We start from the raw sequence: 21,188 nt of genomic DNA on the forward strand, positions 1-21,188 counted from the left end.
AATAATTTTCGATACATATGCAACCTGTACGTATGCTGAAACAACGACCAAAACCTGCGGACACGCGTTTGCCAGATTTTTATGGATGTTTCAAGCGGCAAGGTTCGGCCTCATCGATTCGAGGTGTTCAGGAATTTATATTTTTAATCTGAAATTTTTTCAGAGGATCTCTCGAGTAGTTGAAATTTGTGTAGTGGATTGAATTTTTTCTCAAAAATCCAACTCTGACTGCTGAAGGCACGAAGCAGCTGATGCCTTTACTTTTTGTTTCTGAAAAAGGTTTTTTTTAAATTCTCTCCCGGAGCAGTATTTTTTCATAATGCTTGTAAATAGTGTTCCATTGATGTTCAGCTCTCAGCACAGGAATGCCCTTGGGCGGATCCAGATGCAACTGATGGGAAAGTTCGTCTGCATTTCTGAATGTTGGAAAACCGTACATATCAGCAAGATATTGGTTGAAGGGATTTCTGTGTGCCAGGACCCTGCGATGATGGGAAAGTACCTGTATTAATGAAGGATTGGTACCTCCGGCCGAGTGACCATGGAGATAATACCTGCAATTTTTTCGCAGCCATAGCGCATGCTCCTTTTTGAAAACACTGCCAATAAATTGAATATTCGGAGTCTGACAATATTTTTTTTTGAGAAATCTTCCATGGTTGGTATCGGTAGAACCGGCGATGATCAGTTCTGCCGGGCTATTTGCTTGAATCCAGCCTTTTATAATGGTTTCAATTTGATTTTCCGGTTCAAGTCGTGCCATTACCAAATCAAAGATACGATCCTTCCAGTGCTCGGGAGGCTTCGGAGTCACGGAAGTGTCATCCTCGCCATAGGCGATGTAGGTAATTTGTGCCAAAGGATATTTTTCTGTCAGATAGGAATGAATCACCGGATGATCCGCTATCAAAATATCAGCTGCTGATGCCGCTGTTCTTTCGCTCCATCTCAAAAAACGTCTGACCGGAGCCGTGTATTTTTCTCTTTTCCACTCAAGGCCGTCCATATGCTGGACTATCTGGCAGTTACCAGGTAACAGGTTGCTCCAAATTGCTGAACTGGTATAGCCCAAAAGCAGGATGGCATCAGGTTTCCACTTTCTGGTTTTCATTATTGAAAGCAGGTCGTATATGAACTGGCCTGCTGCTCCTATCGGAGGGTCGAAGATGTTTACAATGTCAAGATTGGCCGCTGAAGTGTCTTTATCGGGATGTCTTGAAGACCGGCTGACAAGCACCTGATGGCCTGATGCAGAAAAGTAAAGGGCGAGCTTTTCTGCCAGCCATTCAAATCCTCCATATGCATTGGGGATCCCTCTGCTTCCAAGAATGGCTATTCTTGCCATATCAATTGGTCAAAGGAAGGAAGCTGTATTGTCTTCCATACTCCAGCATTTGCTCCTTGAAAGATGTAGGATATTCAACCTTGATGTCAACAATTTTTCCGTTGAGCTCTACAGGAACGAGCTTAGGATTAATAAAACCGGCATAAGGCGGAATATTCAGGGCCTCCGTCCTGCGCAGGACTTCTGCATGCAGTTCTTGGTCTACTTTTACTCCATACAATTCTACAAGTCTTTTTGCGGCAGCAAAATCGCCTTCGCTTTTGATGCGTTGTATTTCGCGTAGCAGTTGTCCGATGAGGTTGCGCATTTCATTATAGTCGTTTACAATGAAATACGTTTTGCCGTTGAGGGATTTTTTTTCAATTATGTTGTTTGGCTTTCCATGTTCATAGAGCCATTTGGCTATGAGCTGCCGGTTTCTCATATGGTCTTCTTCAAGTTGTTCTCCAGGTTTTAGTCTTCTTAACTGAAGCATAAGACCGTTTCTGATATAGCTGTCGTACTCTGCTTTTCCTATTTCGGGGGAGTCAATCAATCCTAGTTGTAACAGGTATGGGTCGGTAATGAAGTACAGTGCTACAAGGTCTGCGCGGGCTTCTTCGATGGTGGAGTAGTAAAGGGAAAGCCTTTCGCGTGCATCGTTTATTCCAGGTTTTGGCTGGCCTGAAGCATGGCCAATGACTTCATGCAGGGCGGTATGGAGTTTTGAAGCCTGACCGCCATATTTAAGTGCTCTTTCCAGTTCAGCGGTGGTAAAGCAGAATTCTTCCAATATAGGTTTTAAACCGGCTTTCTCATATGCGTCTTCGATATTGCCAAGGCTTACGGATTTGGAGCCGTATTGTACTCTGATCCAATCTGCATTGGGCAGATTCACTCCGATGGGGGTAGCCGGCGATGCATCACCGGCCTCTCCTGCTACATGTACCACTCTGTAAGAGATGCCTACTACCCTTTCTTTTTTGAAGATCGGGTCAATGGGAGAGTTTTTCTCAAACCAGTTGGCGTTTTCAGAAAGTACTCGCATTCTTTTTGTCGCCTGAAAGTCCTCGATTTGTACTATGGATTCATAGTTGGCTTTATAGCCTATGGGGTCGTTGTACACTTCAATGAACGAGTTGATGTAATCAATGGCGCCGTCGGTGGCTTGCACCCATGCAATGTTGTACTGGTCCCATATGCGCAAGTCACCGGTTTTGTAATACTCGATCAGAAGTTGGAGAGCTTTTTTTTGTTTTTCATTTTCAGCTACTTCGGTAGCCTTTTCAAGCCAATAAACGATTTTTTCAATAGCTGCGCCGTACATTCCGCCTACTTTCCAGATCTTTTCTGCCAGAGAGCCATCAGGTAGGCGTACCAGTTTGCTGTTTAATCCATACGATGGTGGAGTAGGGTCATCGGGTTTCATCATTGCTTTGTAAAAATTTTCGGCTTCTGCAGTGGTGATTCCAGGCTCGTAGAAATTTACTGCACTTTCGAGTACCGGATCGCTGCCCTCGTCGCGTACTACTTTTCTGGCTTCAATATTTGGATTGAAAATAAATTCCAGAACATCCTCGGGCAGGCTCTGATGGGTTTTTTTCAGAAGTGTAAGAAAATAATCCCTGGAAAAGCCGGGCTGAAATTTCTGGTGGGAGTAGTGGTGATGTGCTCCATTGGAAAACCAAAAGCGCTTGACATATTCCTCAAATGCGCTCCACTGGGGGTCAGTTTCTGTATTGTCTAACTCGGATATGATTTTGTCAAAGCAGTGTCGTAGCGTGAGGTTGTAGCGGTGGTTTTGGTCGTAGATGATATCACGCCCTGATAAGCCGGCTTGCACGAGGTAGTATACCAGAAGTTTCTGATTGACTGAAAGGCTGTCAAATTCAGGGATTTGGTATCGAAGAATGCGTATATCTGCGAAGCGTTCTGCTTCCCACTGAAAGTCATCTGTCATGGAGTTTTGAGTTGGTGTATTGGTGTTGCAGCTTTGAAGAGCTATGGCTGTGGAAACAAATGCGGAGGTAATTTTTTTAGCTACCATCAGAGATGCGGTTTAAATTCGACATGGATTGTATAAAAGCTTGGCGGAGGGGGTGGTACGGTTATGTGGATTCTTGTGCGGGCAAAACTTTGGTAAGTTCTCTGAAGATGTCTTCAATTTTAGTTTCCCTTTGCTGAATATTGAGTATGGCATTTTTTGTCCGCACTGCTTGTTCGAAGATGTTCTTGCGGACATCGACCTGAGCAGGGGCCTCTATGATCCAGTGCTTGCCCTCGCGTCTGGCCCGAGTGATGCCATCGATGGCTTTGAACCATGCATTTGATACTTCTTTTTCCAGCTCTACGATCAGGGTTTGTCGGCCGGAGGCTTTTCGTAGGTTTTCTGTAGAAGTGTCGGCTACGATTTTTCCTTTATTGATAATGATGACTCTGGAGCAGAGAATTTCTACTTCTTGCATGATGTGGGTGGAAAGCATTACCGTTTTCGAATGCCCTAGGTCGCTTATCAGACGGCGGATTTCGACGATTTGGTTGGGATCAAGACCGGTAGTTGGCTCGTCGAGGATAAGCACTTCTGGGTCGTGAAGCAGTGCATGTGCCAGTCCTACCCTTTGCCGATATCCCTTGGACAGCTGGCCGATTCGCTTGCTTACTTCGGGGGTGAGGCCGGTCTTTTCGATCATTTCATCGACTCGAGCTTTTGAGACGCCGGTGATTCCGGCCATAAACTGAAGGAATTCTCTAACGTACATGTCCAAATACAGGGGGTTGTGTTCAGGCAAATAACCTACTTTTCGCCTGACGGTCAGGCTATGAGTGGATATATCGAGTCCGTCGATTAGTGCCGTGCCGGAGGTTGGTGGAATAAAACCAGTCAGAATTTTCATCATGGTACTTTTTCCAGCCCCATTGGGTCCTAAAAATCCTACGATTTCTCCCTTTGATATGGAAAACGAAACTTCATTCAGGGCTTTTTGAGTGCCATATAGTTTTGAAATGTTTTTTACTTCAAGTGACATAATCAAGGGATATCGTTGGTGGTGATTTCCTGCCCTTCATTTTCTGCTTCCTGCAGTCTATTGAGGATATCCTGAACGGTTACTTCCGTTTCAGAGAGTTTATCCCGGCAGAATTTGATCAGGGTTTCCGCTTGGCGCACCAGTTCTACCAGTTGGTCTGGGTCGATATCGTCCTTTTCCAGTTGACTAGCGATGTCGTGCAGCTGATCCATTGCTTCTGAAAAGGTAGTCTGTTTCTGTGTGTTTTCCATCGGGCGTGGTTATTGAGCCAAATTTACGCGAATTGATATTCCCACATTGGTGTTGGAAGTGGGGAAGGCATTGGAAGTTTTATAGGTGGAGATGATCTGGTCATAAAACACTTTTGCATTCACGCGGGCGCTGATGGCATAATCGGCCGATACCTTAATGGTAGTGATGCGACTGCCGGCTGTTACTTGGTCAACTCTTTCTACGATTCTTCTAATAATGACCTGATTATCACGGATCGACACATCGGCTCTAAGTTCCAGGTTGCTTTGTGGTTTACGACCGGTTTCGCCCAGACTGACAAATTGGAGTTTAACATCTTTGACTACATATCCTGCTCCTACGACAATTTCATTTCCACGGGAGTCAGTCAGCTGATTGTTTGCCAGACTGAGGTTTTGCATCCGGTCTTTTTTGTAATCGATTCTGAGGGTCATGGAGTTTTTCATTCGTACATTAAAGCCAATCAGTGGCGACCATTGCTCTACGATGGTAGCTGAGGCGATCTGGAATTCAGGCAGAAAATCTCCATTTTCGTTGATGGGTGGTTCACCGTCTTCCAATCGCTGCTGAAGGATGAGATTTGTGTTGAAATTGCCAAGGGTATAGGTGCCCGTATAGCCGTGGCGGAGGGCGATGTTGGTGAAGTGTTTGTTGAAAAAGGGAATCTTGTTGAGCCCGTCATAAGTAAGCTGCCAATTGGGCAGTGGGATGGAATTCCGGCTGAATCTTGGGTCCAGGTCAATGGTTTTTGGGTCAAGTCCTGCAAATGCTGCGATGAAAGCCGGTATCAATACATCCTGTGAAGCATAGCTGTAGCCTTGCCATCCGTAGGCAGAGGTATCGGGATTGTCGATAAAGGTGGGATTATAAGTTGGGTCTGTTTGTTGCCGTTGATTTACCAGTCTTAAAGAAACATCTTCGCGGTATCGCAGGAATCGCTCGTACACATCGCTGCGAAACTCAGGACCTCTAATCCTTTCGAAGGAAGTGCGAAAAGCCCAGAACGAGGTGGTGTAAGTACCCATTTGAAAAAGGTTTTGCACCTGATAATCGAAAGCTGTGGCATCGAACCGGAAAAATCCGTTTTGATTGAAGGTGCTGTTTCGTTGTGAGGTGAGTTCGATTCGAAAGGTATTGATGGGTTCCAGAGTGGCGCGTAGGTTGAGGTTTTCGGTTAAGGTATTTGAAAATTGATTGTTGAGCAATGGGGTTTTGGTGATCCATTCATTTTCTGCGGCCAGGGGTTTAATGTCTTTTTGTGAGCCGAAGGCAAAGTCTAGTCCGGGAGCTCTCCCTTGCTGGCCCAGCAGTTCAGGCTGTGGCATGAATCCGGGCAGCAGGGTTCCTCTGGTCAGAGTGTAGCCTCCTCCAACATTTCTGACGGTCATAAGAATTCGGGCTGATGTCTTTGCAAATTTCCTCAAGACAGATTCCTTATCTTCTTCTTGTTGTTTTTCGGATGGGTTTTGGTTGGTATTCCCGCGCAGATTGGCTGGTATATTGGGCCTTTGCTGACCTGGTCTTTGGGGTTGTTTAATCTGATTTGCTTCTTTGAAAAATTTAATTTTATTGTAGAAATTGACCAGATTGGCCTGTCCGTTTACTTGCCAACTTTGGGAGTTTTGGATGGTGTTGCCCAAATTGAGGGAGTCGTTGTCTACGGCTGTGAGGGCGAGCAGGGAGTTCGACATCCAGTCGTAATCGGCTGTGTATCGTACGCTGGCGTTTATGAAGTTAAGCAGTGGTATTTTGCCAAATGGCAGGTCGTAGTTGACATTCAATGTGTGGTGGTAGTTGGTAGGTCTTCCACCGGCCAGGAGGTTTTCACGGATGGCGTTTCTTACGGAGTCAGCTGTCGATGGGCCATCGGGTTCGTCCACACGGGTAAACATGCGCGCCTGAAAATCAGCTCTTAGGGCCTTGGTAAGATCCCAGCTTAGGTCGTAGATGCGGTTGAAGGTAAAAGCCTTTTGGTAAGTGGTAGGAAGTCTGAAAGTTGGATTGTCTGTGTTGCGCATTTCGGCTTCGTTGTAGATACGCCAGAGCTCGGTTCTAAAGGTGAAGCGCGAAGGCATGTAGTTGAAATTAAAGTCCCTGATCAATGCCAGGTGCTTGTTTTGGAGGAATTTGATTTTTTTGAAGGGTTCGACTGGCTTTACCTGTGCCTGATAATTGTAATTGAGTGCGCCCTTGTAATCCCGCCTTACATCAGAAACGGTGTTGATATCTCGGAAATAAATTTCATTGAATGAATAGGAGAGTGCAAAATTTTCAATGTCGTACAACTGGGGTTTTCGCTTGGTATTGGTGCGTTCTTTTCGAACATTGGCAAAGTTGATACCGCGCCTAAGGGTATAGGTTTGGGCAATTCGGCGCAGGGAATCGCGTTCGCGGTTGGTTTCTAGATTTCTAAGTGCATCGGGAAATTCGATGTCCATGTCGAGTGGGTTGAACATGGGATTGCGCCATTCTTCGGCATAGCCAAAGAACATGGGAATTCTCAGCCGTACTTTTTCAGAAAAAAACTTCCCAAGCTCAAAGTTCGACTGCAGGTCGTAGGCAATGATTTCTTCCTTGCTTCTGGCGTTTACATTTTGGTCGATGGACCCGAAGCCTACGGTGGAATAATTTCCTGTAAGGGTAATGTTGGCAAAATCGGCCAGTTGGGCATTTACCCTTCCGGCGGCTGCATATCCTCCACGATTGTCAAACCCGCCGAGTCGAAGTTCGTTTACCCAGATTTCGGCACATTTTGGCAGGCCATCGTCATTGGGGTCACCGAGTTGTTTTTTGGGATTTCTGACACCTATCATGATGGTCCGTACATTGCCCAGATTGGGCACACCTACGATGGTGATTTTTCGTCCACCTCTATCTACTGTGAAGCGGGTTTGCAGCGGCACTCCTGCTCTGTCACGCTCGAGTTTGATTTTTCTGATTTCATCCAGGTCAATGTCAAATTCGTTTTCGAGTGGCCAAATTTGTCTTGGGTCGACCTCTCCCCATTGGGTCACGACCAGTGGGATTTCATATTCGTAGTAGTTTTGGCTAAAGTCGGCTCCAAGGCGGATGAAGGCGGTGAGGTCCCCGTCTCGAAGGGGATTGGTCAGGTCCCGGGCTTCGGCATGTACAAACATCCTCAACCTTTTGTAAAGACGCATGTCCATTGCCAGGTTTCTGAATACGGCTCTTGCGTCGCCATCTTTGAGGTCGCAGACCCTGATGGCCAGGGATTGTTCATCCTGCTGCTGGATAGAAGAGGTGGCAAAGAGTTCCTGCCGCTCGATACCCGGAGGTAATACATAGTTGATGGGTACGCGTTGGCCGTTTTCTTCCAGGTTTACAACATTTACTTCGAATAGGGTGCCATCGCTGTCGTCGTTGGCCAGGTCGTCGCGCATGCCGCTCAGGGAAAAAGGATATCGTCGCCATTCGCCCCTTACCAGCTCAAAGGCTGCAAAGCGCAAAACGATGGGATTTTCCCAATTGTGCAAAAACAAGCGAATGAATCGGATGGATCTAAAGTCGCTGATAGGACCTATTACTTTGTCGGGCGTAAAAATCGGAACCTTAAACTGATACCAGGTTACGGGTTTTCGGCTGCCGTCAGGCAATACATCTGTGGTGGTCTGGTACACATCGGTGATGTGATTTCGGCCAACTTGCAGGTCTTGAGGTCTGATGGAAATTCGATACTGGAAGTAGGTCTCCGAGCGCTGAAGGGTTTGGTCCATGTTTACATCTTCCATATCAGGGCGGTTGGTAGCAGTATTTGGGTAACCATCGGGCTGAGAGATGTCGCTATTGCCCTGGGGATTATTCCATTTTTTATACCGCTCGAGAATATCGGCCTGCAGATTATCGTAATTGTTTGAGCGGTAGAACTCGTAGTTGTCGGCTGCCGGATCGTTGAATACGGCATTGTATACTGCCGAACCCGTTCCAAATTGCGCAGCTAAGCGCTCCAGGAAGGTTTGATTTCTCAGTTTAAACCATTGTCGCTCTAATTCGTCATTGAGGCCGTCCATACCGACGTCTTGCACTTCCCTGGCTCCGGGTTCATTGTTAAAGGCTTGTACCTGAGGAACAATTTTCGGTACATAGCCCCAGGCGGTGGAATCAAGTTGTGCAAAGTTGCCATCGATCGGAAGTCCTTGTTCGAATGCCTGGCGGCCATCTTTCAGAATGTCTTCTGAGATATTGCCCAGGTTGATGTAGAGGTCACCTCCTTTGAGCGTGGGATCTTCCAGAAAAGGATCCAACAACCAGAATTGGATGAATTCAATGTTTTGTTCCTCAAAATTGTTGGTGAGCAGTTCGCGCATGATTCCTCCCCACCTGGAGCGCGGATTGTTGAGCTTTCCATCTGAATTAAGTCCGGCCGAAATACCGGGTTCTCCTTCTACATCAAAGTTGTAGGGACCTCTTTCTTCGGGATAGTAGGCGATATCGAGAGTGGGAATGTTTCGAGGCATGGCCGGGTCGAGCCTTCGGTTGGGGAAAACCTCCTTTACAAGGATTTCGCGCATGTAATGGTTGGACCGCATGACCCGGTCGGCACGCACATTGGCCGGGGTCTGGGAGTTGGCCTGAAAGAACAGGGGATCAATGGTGTACCAGGCGATCCTTGCCCGGTTAAAGCCGATTCGAATGTCGTTGTTGAGTTCGGCTTCAGGGAAGAGTTCGCTCTGACCGGAGGGTATACTGGCCAATTGCCATCGCATGGGGTTTCGTATGTCGATGAGTGTTTGTGAGCTTTCGAAATCATCGATGTAGGTGGTTTCTTCACGGTCTAATTTAATAGCTCTGGGGGAGCCGGGTATCAGCTGTGCAAATTCTCCCTGGGCGTTAATGGTTGATGGGGCTTTGGTGGAAATAAAGGGCAGTGCATCGACGAGTTTTGTAAGGATGGGAGCTTCTTTACTGTATTGGGTATTGAGTCCCCAGATGGTGTTGGCAATGGGTTCGAAGCCTAGATTTACTTTTTGTGTAAACGGACGTTCTCTCAGGTGTAGAAGGGTACCGCCAATGTTCCAATGTTCGCTTACACGGTGATCTACGTTGATTCCGGCAAAGGATTTCACATTCGCACCAAAGAGGGCATTGTTTTCAAAGTCCACTCTTATGGGTAAGCCAGAGTTGATGATGCCCTCGTCAAGTATCCTCACACGCCCAAGGTTGTAATCTACGGTGTATTGTGTGCCTTCCTGGAGTTTTACTCCACCGGCAGTCACGGATACGGAGCCTCGCGGAATGTTAATGGCATTCAGTTGTATTTCGCTGCCTGATGCCGACTTATACCTTCCTCTCAGAAAAAATTTATTGAGTTTGGTCATCTCCTGTGCTCTGAACCGTGTACTGTCGTAGAGCTGCTGAAAGACGTATCGCTGCCTTAGTTCATCGTTTTCGAGTTTTGAAGCCAGATGCCGCCCGAAGGGTTCCACCACGGGAAAGTAAATTCTTCCTGTTTGTGGATTAATGGTCACATTTGGCACGAAGTCGAAAAATCCGTCGGGAAAGGGGTCGTTGTTGTTGTTCAGCCGGTCGAGCCCCATTACACGAAGCAACAGTTCATTTCGGAGATTTCCCTCTGGCAGAAAGGGGATGGGCACGCCGGTCTCATCGTTCCAATAGAGCACATCGAGTTTAAAGTCTTGAGGATTAATCTGGAATGCGTTAAGAGAGTAAACATTTTTCATCATCAGATGCCAGATAGGCACGCGTACATTGAGCAGGGTGGCTTTGAGCAATTTCAGTACAAGGGTAGCGGGTGGAGATACACCATCGTTGCTAAATTCACCGACCTGATAGGTCTTTCCATTAGCAGTGTATTGAAAGGCGACTGCCAGCACTTCGTCCTGGTTGAGGGCCTGGTTTAGAGAAATGTACCCGAGCTGTGGGTGAAAAGTATATTCATTAGGTGAAAGGAGGCGTGCATTGGTTAGGTCTTCGAAATCGATACCGGGTTCAAATCCTGCCTGGGTGAGCAATGCATTAGCCTGGGCAATGTTTCGAATGCCGGGGTATTCGTTTTGCAAAATGGTGGGGTTAAGTTTATTCATTTGGTTGTGAGGCAGTTCAGGGTCTCTCCTGTCTATTGTGCCTGAGAAGATGTCGGGTCCTGCCGGTCCGGATTGGGTGTTTCTGTAAGCCCAATCCACAATATCTGCCTCTCCAAGGTCCATAAAGGCAACAATATTTCTTACATTTTCTGTGACATTTCTTCGATTGGTGACCCATACTTCAATTCTGGTGATTTGAACAGGAGAGGTAATGACGGGCAGATTGTTCAAAAATCTTTCGTAGTTGGCTCTGAAATAATGGGATAGAAAGTAATGCCTGTTGGCTTCGTACTGATCTGCCTGAATGAAAAATTCCTGTACAGCACCGCCCCCTTGCAGATTGATGGAGGATGTCTGGCTCCTTTGCTCCGAAAAGACGGTAGTAACAGTTGTTTTACCAAATTGCATTTGTGCCTTGATGCCAAAGAGGCTTTGCACACCAGTAATCAATGAACTGTTGAGCGGCATGTTTACATTGCCAAACTCGAGTTTTTTCAGAATTTGATCTTCTTCGCCGGTGAATTGGGTTTTGATTTGGTTGTCGAAGGCAAAAGTGGCCTGGGTGTCGTAATTAAATCCGAGATTTAGCCGGGTACCGATGCGCCCGTTTACGTTCATTTGGATGCGCTGGTTAAAGACAAGGTTGAAGGTACGGCGGTTACGGACAGGTATCATGGGATTTTCCAACCGTTGAAATCTCCCGCCAAGGGTGAGCGTGGCCGAACCTTGAGGGCGGATTTCAATGGTATTACTCCCAAAGATGTTTTTAAACGTCTCTCCTTTTACTTCGATCAAAGGCAATAGTGCCGACGCATTGTCGCGCGGGTCACCTCCGGTATTTCGATCGCGAAGTCCGCTCCCGCTTCCCGATTTTTCTGTCCAGTACTTTTGGTCTTCTTTTTCAAAAAATGTTTTCTTGTACTCTTCAGGTGTAAAGTACTGTGTTTCAATAACTGTGTTTCCTATCAGACGTCGTACGATGTACAGGTTTTTGACCGGGTCATAGTCGAGCTCTGTTCTGAAATTGGCGGGGTCTTTCAGGTTGAGCGATGATGGGCTCCTTGGATTGTATCGGGTAGAGTCTTTGGTAGTATCTGTGATGGCTTTTACAGCAATTTTTGAAGACGCACTTCCGGAAAAAAAATAGGGGATTTTAAAGGAGGAAAGGACTAACGAAAAAACAAGTATAGCCAGAAATTTCCCAAAATTTTCTGCAATTTTCACCCTTCTCTACAGATTCTTTAGCGCTAATTTTATTATTCCCTCAACATCCAAATCCGGATTCTCAATTGTTATTTTTTCTATCACTTTACCGGCCACAGGTCTTGGGTAGCCCAAAACCTCTAGAGCAGATAACGCGTCTTTAGCGGCTTTATTATTTGATGAAATTGTTTTGATTTGCAAGGATTCGAATGCGCTCCCAGCCTTGTCGCGCAGGTCCACGATGATTCGTTCTGCTGTCTTTGCCCCTATGCCTTTGACGGCTTTTAGTCTGGCCACATTGGAGGAGGAAATCACATCGAGCAGCTCGTCTGATCTGAGGTGGCTCAGGATCAATCGGGCTGTGTTGGCTCCTACCCCTGATACCGTGATAAGCAGTTGAAAAAGGATGCGTTCGGCCTCGTCTTTGAAGCCATACATAATGTGAGCGTCTTCGCGTACGATAAAATGAGTGTAAAGCTTGTGTTTTTCTCCCTGTTTGAGTTTTTCAAAAGTGAAAACACTTATCTGAACTTGCCATCCTACTCCATTGCAGTTGAGCACACAGTATGTAGGAGTTAGTACTTCAACTATGCCTTCCAGAAAATAATACATTATTATTTGCAGAAATCGATTGCCGACAAATGTAAAGCAATCATGTGGTAGTAGCTGAATCAGAAGGTATGGCTGAAGTAGGTACTTTGAAACCGAAAAACTCTTAAACCAATTTTTTAAAGCGTACAATACAGAACCTGAGTGACAAACTCTCTTTTCAGCCTAAGATTGAAAGGAAGTGAAGATTCTTACTTTATCCAGCATAGAATTCTTAGTCAGATTATAAGGTGTGAAAGTTGATAAGCATTTGTATTTCTTCCATCCAGGAAATTGTCTTAATTGATATGGCTTGCCTATGCATGAAGTCATTGGGATAATCCAAAACATTGTAAGTTTTTTACCGCATTCATTCAAAAGACACTCTGCTTTTCCATCCTTTCCTACTAGGGCATCCTTATTATTTGGTGGTCTGTATCTGAATGGATACGGCTGATTCATTTCACTTAATCGGATTATATATCTGATGTAATTTTCAAAAAAAGAAAAACTCATACTTCTAAAGCGATAAAGAGGACTTTGTTCAAAATATTTTTTTAATTTTTAAATGCATTAGATTGCGTAAATCTTCGATATTTCTGCCAGGCCATTTGAGAAGATTAAAATTTTTCTGTAGTAAGGGACAACAATCTCAATAAGTGAATCTAATAGCAGGTGTGTACCATTATCCTTTAAGTAAAAAATATTTATAAATGGAGAAAAAAGGGAATATTTGTGGGTAAAATTTGTTTATACGGCATTCATATAAATTTAGATCAAACATTATGTGATTTCTATCTCAACATGCCTTCCTTCATACGTCCGGATATTAAACACTTTGTTGTTGTCAAGTATTAAATATTGGCCTCTGATGCCAGTAAGTATTCCTTCTACTGACTTTTTGGTTTCGATGTTTATTGTAGTGATTTTATCTGGTTTTTCCAAAGAAGGATACTCAAAAGTAAATAGTTCTGAATGGTCAAGAAATTCATTTTGTCTGTCCCTGAAAGTTTCCAGTATTTTGTTTTTTTCAGCAAGTAAATCTACATCTGGGTCGTTCCATCTCAACATTTCTCTCCATGCAGTTTTATCTGAAAAAATTTTTTTCAATTCTACCTCCCATACACCGGCCTCATACCTGTTGGAAGTATGGAGTATTGGCAATGCTTTAATGGCGCCCTGGTCTATCCACCTTGTGATTTGCTGGGAGGTCCGCGTCACACCCACTTTTAAACCTCCGGATATGGCCAGATAAACTGTATGAGGTTGCAGCTGGTATGCTTTTTCAGATTCCAGGTCTCTTTCTTCGATGCCCAGATGCGCTTTGCTCAATTCTGGTTTTAGGATGGCTTCTGATGCTTCAGGCAATGTGTAATAGCAATTGTAGCAGAAATTCATCCGAAATACATTATTTACCAATTTGCCACAAAAGCACTTTATATCGCCTAAGTACGTAATTTTGAATTTCCGGCCCATAAGCTCGTTAAGAAAGAACAAATCTTCTTCAGTATTGAGATAATATTTGACAGGTTTATCCTGATAAACAGCCATTTTATGTAAAAATCCCGATGATATCATACATTAATACTTCCTTAATTTTACACACGGTAAAATTAGATAGTGCATGCTGAAATCTTTAATAAACAATGTGTTGAAATGGAATTTACAATGGAGGCTCGATGAAATTGAGTTTTTTAAAGAATTTCCGGAGAAAATTCAGCGTAAAGTACTCAAAGAACTTGTTGAGAATGCAAAATATACTGATTATGGTGTACGACATCAATTTCAAAAAATCGGATCCTATGAAGACTTTCGCAAAAATGTTCCCATTGTACAATATGAAGACATAGAACCGTATATCGCCCGGGCCAAGCGAGGTGAGCATAATGTACTCTGGCCCGGAGAGGTAAATTATTTTGCCAAATCATCAGGAACCACCAACGACCGGAGCAAATACATCCCGGTCAGTATAGATGCTTTGGAAGAGTGCCACTACAAAGCAGGCAGGGATATGTTGGGAATATATTTCAGCCTTTTTCCGGAGAGCAGGTTATTTCATGGGTTGAGTCTGAGAATAGGAGGTAGCACACAGTTTATCAACGAAGCCAACGGGAGCTATTCCGGTGATCTGAGCGCTATATTGATTAAAAACTTTCCTGCATGGGTACAGTGGCGCTCTACTCCGGATCAAGAGATTGCCCTGATCAGCGATTGGGAGGAGAAAATTGAAAAAGTAATAGAAATAACCATCAAACAGGATGTCACCAGCATGGCAGGTGTACCATCATGGCTTTATGTGATGGCTCAAAGGATTATCCAAAAGACTGGTGTGCGCCATCTACATGAAATTTGGCCCAATATGGAGTTGTATATTCACGGTGGAGTCAGCTTTGTGCCCTACCGCCATGCGTTTCAGAAATTGTTTCCGGGCGACAGAGTGCATTACCTTGAGACATACAACGCGTCTGAAGGCTTTTTTGGAATTCAGGACCTCAAAGAGCCGGGTGCAATATTGCTAATGCTTGACTACGGGATTTTTTACGAATTGATACCCGTGGAAAAACTTGATGGAGCTGCAGAGCATATAATACCTATCTGGGAAGCACAGACCGGTGTCAATTATGCATTGGTGATATCAACCAATGCCGGACTTTGGAGGTATATGCCAGGTGACACCATTATTTTCTCTGAAACCAAGCCTCTCAGATTTTCGATATCCGGCAGAACGAAACTGTATATCAATGCGTTTGGGGAAGAGCTCATGATTGATAACGCAGAGAGGGCCATTCGAAAGGCTTGTCTTGAAACGCAAGCTGAGGTCAGGGATTTCACTGCTGGTCCACACTATTTTGACGGACATGGCAGCGGTGCTCATGAATGGATCATCGAATTTGAGAGAAAACCTCGGGATTTTGCTGCATTCTGCACTATTCTTGACGAGGAATTGAGAAGACTTAATTCGGACTATGATGCCAAAAGGTATAAAGATATGACGCTTAAAGCTCCCATTGTTCATCAGGCACCCGACCAACTCTTCTACAATTGGCTTAAAAGTAAAAATAAACTTGGAGGCCAGAATAAAGTTCCTAAACTTAAAAACGACAGGGTCTTACTGGACGAATTGCTAAACCTGATGAAATGAAGACAATTACTCCACTAGTAGTATGCCTTCTCTCCATAGGTACATCCTATTCTCAAAGCCCATATGCCGAGGGTATTGATACAATACTTTGGATAGATGATCTGGAGCTTCAAACTTTTACCACAGACAATCTGGGAAATGTGTATTTAATTTACGAAAATGAAATAAAAAAGATAGCACCATATCCGCAATCTCAGGGACTAACCATTAGTTTTTCTGAACCGCCTCTTGGTCGGGTAGCTTCAGTAGACGCCTTTAACCCGATGAGGATTCTGGTGCGATACCAACCGTTCAATCAGCTGATATTATTGGATAATAAATTAAATAAAATACAGCAAGCTTTTCAATTAGAAGATATTGGATTGATGGATGTCCAACTTGCCTCAATGACTACTCAAAATCGTATTTGGCTCTACGACCAGGTCCTGGACCAGGTAATGCTCTACAATCCAAGGCTTGAAAGCATTGAGTTTTCAACTCAAAACTTAACTCAACTGCTCGGACAGGAAAATACACCTGTATACTTGCAAAGCGATGCCACGGGTTTGTATATTTATGCACCTGAGACCGGCCTTATGGTTTTTGATGTCTTTGGAAATTTTGTGAAAAATGTGGCTGTCAGAAACTTGAAGTCCGTACAGGTGAAAGACCGGAAATTGATTGGGCTGGATGGAAGAAACATTCTTATTTCAGGCCTTACTGTCAATTTCATCAGGAGAATCGAACTGCCCTTTAAAGAGCCAGTAAAATCCATCAGAGTGGAGAATCAGTTGATGTTTCTCCATTTTGAGGGCAAAGGCCTTTTGATAGCCCTCTTCCCGGGTTAGTAGCAGCATTCATTTAGATGCAAATACTGAGTACCGCCAAACATTTTCATTTGTTTTTGAATCCATTGTGACCGTCTGGCTACGTAGGGGCCTGGTGGTTGAGCCCTCCATTTGCGGGGGTTAGGCAAAATTGCTATGATTTGCGAGGCTTCTTCTCTGGTGAGATTTTTTGCAGGTTTTCTAAAATAATATCGGGCAGCAGCTTCTATTCCATAAATGTGTTTTCCCATTTCAATCACATTCAGATAGGTGTGAAGTATTCTTTTTTTTGGCCAGTAAAATTCTAACAATGTTGTAAAATACGCTTCCAAACCTTTTCTGAACCAGCTTCTTCCGGGCCACAAAAAGAGATTTTTAGCCAATTGCTGAGTGATGGTACTGGCTCCCCTGAGTTTTTTCCCTTTTTTAGTATTTTCCAAAGCTTTTTTCATGGCCTGGAAGTCAAAACCAGAGTGTTTGAAGAAATTCTGGTCTTCGGACACTATGGCGGCCAGATAAGCGTATTCACTTATTTCATAAGCTTTGGACCATTGGTACTGCAATGGCAAAGAACTACCTGCAAATTCAATGGACCGGATCAACATGAGAGGGGTACCGGGTATGGGGATAAATTTGTACAAGATCACCAGCGCATTGGTCAGGAGAAAAAACGATACAATAATCTGAAATATCAGCCTGGCAAATTTTTTAATCATTCTCACTGTCAATTGAGCGAATAAAATTCCTGAGCTGTATATACAACTCCGCTGTAGGCAGGCCCACCACATTGGTGTATGAGCCCTTGATTTTGCTCACCTTTACCACTCCCAGCCATTCCTGCATGCCATATGCTCCAGCTTTGTCAAAAGGTCTGTAATCATCTACGTAAAACTCAATTTCCTCATCGGTAAGCGTCTCAAAATATACCTCTGTACACACAGAAAAGGTGGTCTGCAGGCTGAGGTGAGCCAGTGTGACTCCTGTGAAGACCTGATGCCAGTCATTTGAAAGCCGATGCAGCATTTCTATGGCGTTTTGCCGGCTTTCTGGCTTTTCCAGAGCTTCGTCTTTGTGCCATACAATGGTGTCGGCCGTTACTAAAATTTCTTTATCCGTGAGATTTTTAAAATATGCCATTGATTTTTTTCTGGAGAGATATTCGGCTATATCTGCTCCTTTAAGATGTAGAGGATAAGATTCATCTACACGCATTTTCACTATTCGGTATGGCAGATTCATCAGATAGATCAACTCATGTCTGCGCGGACTTGCCGAGCCGAGCAGCAGCTGGTAGTCTTTTAACATGGATTTCATAGCTGTGAAACTAAATGTATCTGGAAGCTTTTTTCTTTCGGACTTCTCTCATTTTCACTCCTGATAAGAAGATGATGGCCAGTAAAAAGAAAACGGCCAACATAAGTGCTGATGATTTCATACTGCCTGTGATGCCAATGATGGCCCCGTAGAGGAAAGTACCCACTACGATTGCAATTTTTTCAGTTATGTCATAAAAACTGAAAAAACTTACTGTGTTTTCAGTAGGGGGGATCATTTTGGAATAAGTGGAGCGTGCCAGGGACTGAATGCCCCCCATTATAAGTCCGACGGTACTCCCCAGGGCAAAAAATTTGTACATCACATATGCATCGTTTGCGTCAAGGAAGTATGCCATAGTGGATACAGTAATCCAGATACTTACATTCACCATCAGCGCTCGGATGTTGCCTACTTTTGAGGAAATAAAAGCAAACAATTGTGCTCCGGCTATTCCAAAAAACTGTATCAGAAGTATGGTGAGAATTAGTTGATTGCTCTCGAGCTTTAGCTCCTGACTGCCAAACAAGGTGGCAATCAAAATAATGGTTTGCACACCGACGCTAAAGAGAAAAAAAGAAAACAGATACAATTTTACATATGGCATTCGCATGATTTGTTTAAAGACTTGCCTGATTCGGATATATCCTGATACCAGGTATCCCCTTCTGAATCGGTTTGTTCTATGGGTCTTGGGCAGGTATTTAAACGTAATCTGAGCAAAACCCGCCCACCAGATGCCAACGGTCAGAAAGCTAAATCTGGTAGCGTGAGCTGCATTTTTAAAACCGAAAGTTTCGGGATAAGTGATTGTAATTAAATTTATAATCAGCAGCAAGCTGCTTCCGAGGTAACCTAATGAATAACCTCTGGCACTCAGTTCATCATGTTGTTCAGGTGGTGCTATTTCCGGTAAATAGGAATTGTAAAATACAATACTGCCCCAAAAACCAATACTTGCTAAAATACTGAGCGCCAAGGCTGCAATTACCTGATTTTCGCTCGTAAAAAAGTACAATGCCGTTGAGCTCAAGGCTCCCAGGTAGCAGAAAAATTGCAAAAATTTCTTTTTGCTACCGGTAGAATCCGCTATACCCGATAAAATAGGGGATACAATTGCTACCAACAAAAAGCTCAAAGACAGAGAATAACTGTAAATTTCGGAATTGGCAAAAGTTCTGCCGAGAAACTGAACCGCCCCATTACCAGCTGACGTGACAGAAGCGAAATAAATCGGAAAAATCGCTGTGCCAATTACAAGTGAATACACAGAATTTGCCCAGTCATAAAATGCCCATGTCCATTGTTCTTTAGGCAGCTTGCGTCTGTACATGCAAAAAATTTCGGGCGAAGATAGGGAGGTGCTTTTACTTTAAAAATAAATAGTCATTTTTAAGAGGACATCACTTCTATTGCTGTATTGAATGGGGCTCCATGCTGATCCATACTTCTGGTCATTATCTTTGAAATGCATTCATGGGCATTATTGCACAATTGAAACCCATGGTTATCGGCCATTAAAATTCATTTTATTTAGAGTGCTCTCTTAAAAGCCTTACTTTTGTGACAAATACTTGTATAAAGAATTTTGCTATGATTTCTCAAATGGAAGAGATTACCTCTGCATTGGCCATCGAATTGGAATACAAATACGGCGCACACAATTATCACCCCATCCCGGTGGTGATTGACCGGGGAAAAGGGGTCTATGTCTGGGATGTAGAAGGAAAAAAATATTTTGACTTTCTCTCAGCTTATTCTGCTGTTAATCAGGGGCATTGTCATCCGAAAATAATCAATGCTCTTATCGGACAGGCACAGAAACTCACCCTCACTTCCCGAGCATTTCACAACAGTGTATTGGGCATCTTCGAAAGATACATCTGCGAACTCTTTGGTTATGAGCGGGTGCTACCGATGAATACCGGAGTAGAAGGGGGTGAAACTGCCGTCAAACTCGCTAGGAAGTGGGCCTATGAAATAAAGAAAATACCCCAAAATCAGGCAATTATACTCTTTGCTGAAAACAATTTCTGGGGGAGGACACTTGCAGCCATCAGCTCGTCCACTGATCCGGAAAGCTATACTAATTACGGCCCATTTTTGCCCGGCTTTCAGATTATACCGTACAATGACCTTGCAGCATTGGAAGCACATCTTTCGTCCAATCCCAACATAGCTGCCTTTATGGTAGAGCCCATTCAGGGAGAGGCCGGAGTGATTGTCCCTGACGAGGGATATCTGGCAGGAGTCAGAAAATTGTGTACCAAATACAATGTCTTATTTATAGCCGATGAAGTACAAACAGGAATTGGCCGCTCTGGCAAGATGCTGGCCACTGACTACGAAGACGCCCGCCCTGATATACTTATCCTGGGCAAAGCTCTTTCAGGTGGTGTGATGCCAGTCTCTGCAGTCCTGGCAGATAGTGAGGTGATGCTCACCATCAGACCCGGGCAACACGGCAGCACCTTTGGTGGCAATCCTCTGGCGTGCACTGTAGCTATGGCAGCTCTTCGTGTGGTCATAGATGAGGATTTACCAGCTAATGCCCGAATAATGGGAGAGATGTTCAGACAAAAAATGACGGAAGTGATGAATCAAAGACCTGATTTGATTTCAGATGTGAGAGGAAAGGGCCTGCTAAATGCCGTTCAGATTAATGATAGCCCGGACAGTAAAACTGCCTGGAATCTATGTCTGTCGCTTAAAGATAAAGGCCTTCTGGCAAAACCTACACACGGAAATATTATTCGGTTTGCACCTCCTCTGGTCATAGATAAAGAACAAATGCAGGAAGCTCTCGATATACTGACTGAAGTTTTTCTTGAGTTTAAAAAATGATAAGCACTACTACAGACCGTAAGCTTTGGCTCTCTTCAAAAGTTGCCAAAGCTTTTTCTTTTGATGAATATCTCTATCAGATTGAACAAATTTTATCCCAACCATACCCGGAAAGTGTTCAGAAACAGAATAGCTATCATACTTATATAGCAATGAATTACCAGCGAATGAATCGCTGGTTAAAAGTATTGAAGCCAACATCTTTTACATTCAGCTTTTCGGTACAAAAGTCTCTCGTACTTCTCACACTCACAGAAAGCTGGTGTGGGGATGCAGCGCATATCCTTCCAATACTTTACTTTATCTGCAAACAGAATGGCCTTGAATTGAAACTCCTTTACCGAGATGAGCATCCGGATTTGATGGACGCTTACCTGACAAATGGCAGTCGCAGCATTCCTAAAGTAATCATACTCGACACTGAACTCAATGAGTTGGGCAGCTGGGGTCCCAGACCAGCTGATGCGCAGAAATTGTACAACCGCCTGAAATCCAGTACAAGCGATTTGAACACTATCATTCACAAACTTCAGCTATGGTATAACCGAGATAAGGGGGTGCATACTTTTTTGGAAGTACAGGAAGTTTTAAAGTCACATTCCAGTACGTACTTTTAATCTTTAATAC

Annotated in this window: 14 protein-coding genes; 4 read left to right on the plus strand and 10 right to left on the minus strand. The window is 44.1% G+C overall.

All coding sequences use genetic code 11. From position 1 onward, the window contains the following. Positions 1-286: 286 nt before the first annotated feature. The 7 genes from DES35_RS07495 to DES35_RS07530 form a co-directional block, all read right to left on the minus strand. On the minus strand, positions 287-1,345 hold the full coding sequence (locus DES35_RS07495) for a DUF1972 domain-containing protein (RefSeq protein WP_051889268.1): 1,059 nt from the start codon (positions 1,343-1,345) through the stop codon (positions 287-289). A 1-nt stretch (position 1,346) separates the two neighbouring features. Further along, the gene (locus tag DES35_RS07500) at positions 1,347-3,371 is read right to left on the minus strand and encodes a dipeptidyl-peptidase 3 family protein (RefSeq protein WP_051889269.1); all 2,025 of its coding nucleotides are present in this window, start codon (positions 3,369-3,371) and stop codon (positions 1,347-1,349) included. A 61-nt stretch (positions 3,372-3,432) separates the two neighbouring features. Then, on the minus strand, positions 3,433-4,350 hold the full coding sequence (gldA, locus tag DES35_RS07505; protein ID WP_037358198.1) for a gliding motility-associated ABC transporter ATP-binding subunit GldA: 918 nt from the start codon (positions 4,348-4,350) through the stop codon (positions 3,433-3,435). A gap of 2 nt (positions 4,351-4,352) precedes the next feature. Next, entirely contained in the window at positions 4,353-4,601 is a 249-nt protein-coding gene (gene xseB, locus DES35_RS07510) for an exodeoxyribonuclease VII small subunit (RefSeq protein WP_037358199.1), read from the minus strand. A 9-nt stretch (positions 4,602-4,610) separates the two neighbouring features. Continuing rightward, positions 4,611-11,888: a T9SS outer membrane translocon Sov/SprA gene (sov, locus tag DES35_RS07515; RefSeq protein WP_114366268.1), complete on the minus strand. Its 7,278-nt coding sequence runs from the start codon at positions 11,886-11,888 to the stop codon at positions 4,611-4,613. Positions 11,889-11,894: 6 nt separating this feature from the next. After that, positions 11,895-12,479, minus strand: a complete 585-nt coding sequence (gene ruvA, locus DES35_RS07520) for a Holliday junction branch migration protein RuvA (protein WP_037358201.1) — start codon at positions 12,477-12,479, stop codon at positions 11,895-11,897. A 759-nt stretch (positions 12,480-13,238) separates the two neighbouring features. Then, positions 13,239-14,006 carry a DUF2797 domain-containing protein gene (locus DES35_RS07530; protein ID WP_235183063.1) on the minus strand — a complete coding sequence of 256 codons (768 nt, stop codon included), beginning with the start codon at positions 14,004-14,006 and terminating at the stop codon, positions 13,239-13,241. Between the two features lie 73 nt (positions 14,007-14,079). Between DES35_RS07530 and DES35_RS07535 the strand changes: the two genes are divergently transcribed. Continuing rightward, positions 14,080-15,597 carry a GH3 auxin-responsive promoter family protein gene (locus DES35_RS07535; protein ID WP_114366269.1) on the plus strand — a complete coding sequence of 506 codons (1,518 nt, stop codon included), beginning with the start codon at positions 14,080-14,082 and terminating at the stop codon, positions 15,595-15,597. Continuing rightward, the gene (locus tag DES35_RS07540) at positions 15,594-16,424 is read left to right on the plus strand and encodes a hypothetical protein (RefSeq protein WP_037358209.1); all 831 of its coding nucleotides are present in this window, start codon (positions 15,594-15,596) and stop codon (positions 16,422-16,424) included. Before DES35_RS07535 ends, DES35_RS07540 begins: the two co-directional genes overlap by 4 nt. Here DES35_RS07540 and mtgA read toward each other — a convergent pair. From mtgA to DES35_RS07555, 3 genes are read right to left on the minus strand one after another with little or no spacing between them, the layout of a single operon-like run. After that, positions 16,421-17,119: a monofunctional biosynthetic peptidoglycan transglycosylase gene (gene mtgA / locus DES35_RS07545; protein WP_185714354.1), complete on the minus strand. Its 699-nt coding sequence runs from the start codon at positions 17,117-17,119 to the stop codon at positions 16,421-16,423. The two genes, DES35_RS07540 and mtgA, sit on opposite strands and share 4 nt — an antisense overlap. Further along, entirely contained in the window at positions 17,112-17,717 is a 606-nt protein-coding gene (locus tag DES35_RS07550; RefSeq protein WP_037358211.1) for a Maf family nucleotide pyrophosphatase, read from the minus strand. The genes mtgA and DES35_RS07550 overlap by 8 nt, the downstream gene beginning before the upstream one ends. A gap of 10 nt (positions 17,718-17,727) precedes the next feature. After that, entirely contained in the window at positions 17,728-19,050 is a 1,323-nt protein-coding gene (locus tag DES35_RS07555) for an MFS transporter (RefSeq protein WP_037358213.1), read from the minus strand. 260 nt (positions 19,051-19,310) lie between these two features. Between DES35_RS07555 and rocD the strand changes: the two genes are divergently transcribed. Together rocD and DES35_RS07565 are read left to right on the plus strand one after the other, a co-directional pair. Beyond that, entirely contained in the window at positions 19,311-20,561 is a 1,251-nt protein-coding gene (gene rocD, locus DES35_RS07560; RefSeq protein ID WP_051889271.1) for an ornithine--oxo-acid transaminase, read from the plus strand. Beyond that, on the plus strand, positions 20,558-21,178 hold the full coding sequence (locus DES35_RS07565) for a thioredoxin family protein (protein ID WP_051889272.1): 621 nt from the start codon (positions 20,558-20,560) through the stop codon (positions 21,176-21,178). The genes rocD and DES35_RS07565 overlap by 4 nt, the downstream gene beginning before the upstream one ends. The last annotated feature ends 10 nt before the right edge of the window (positions 21,179-21,188 follow it).

This window comes from Schleiferia thermophila, from assembly GCF_003337435.1.
Taxonomy (GTDB): Bacteria; Bacteroidota; Bacteroidia; order Flavobacteriales; family Schleiferiaceae; genus Schleiferia; species Schleiferia thermophila.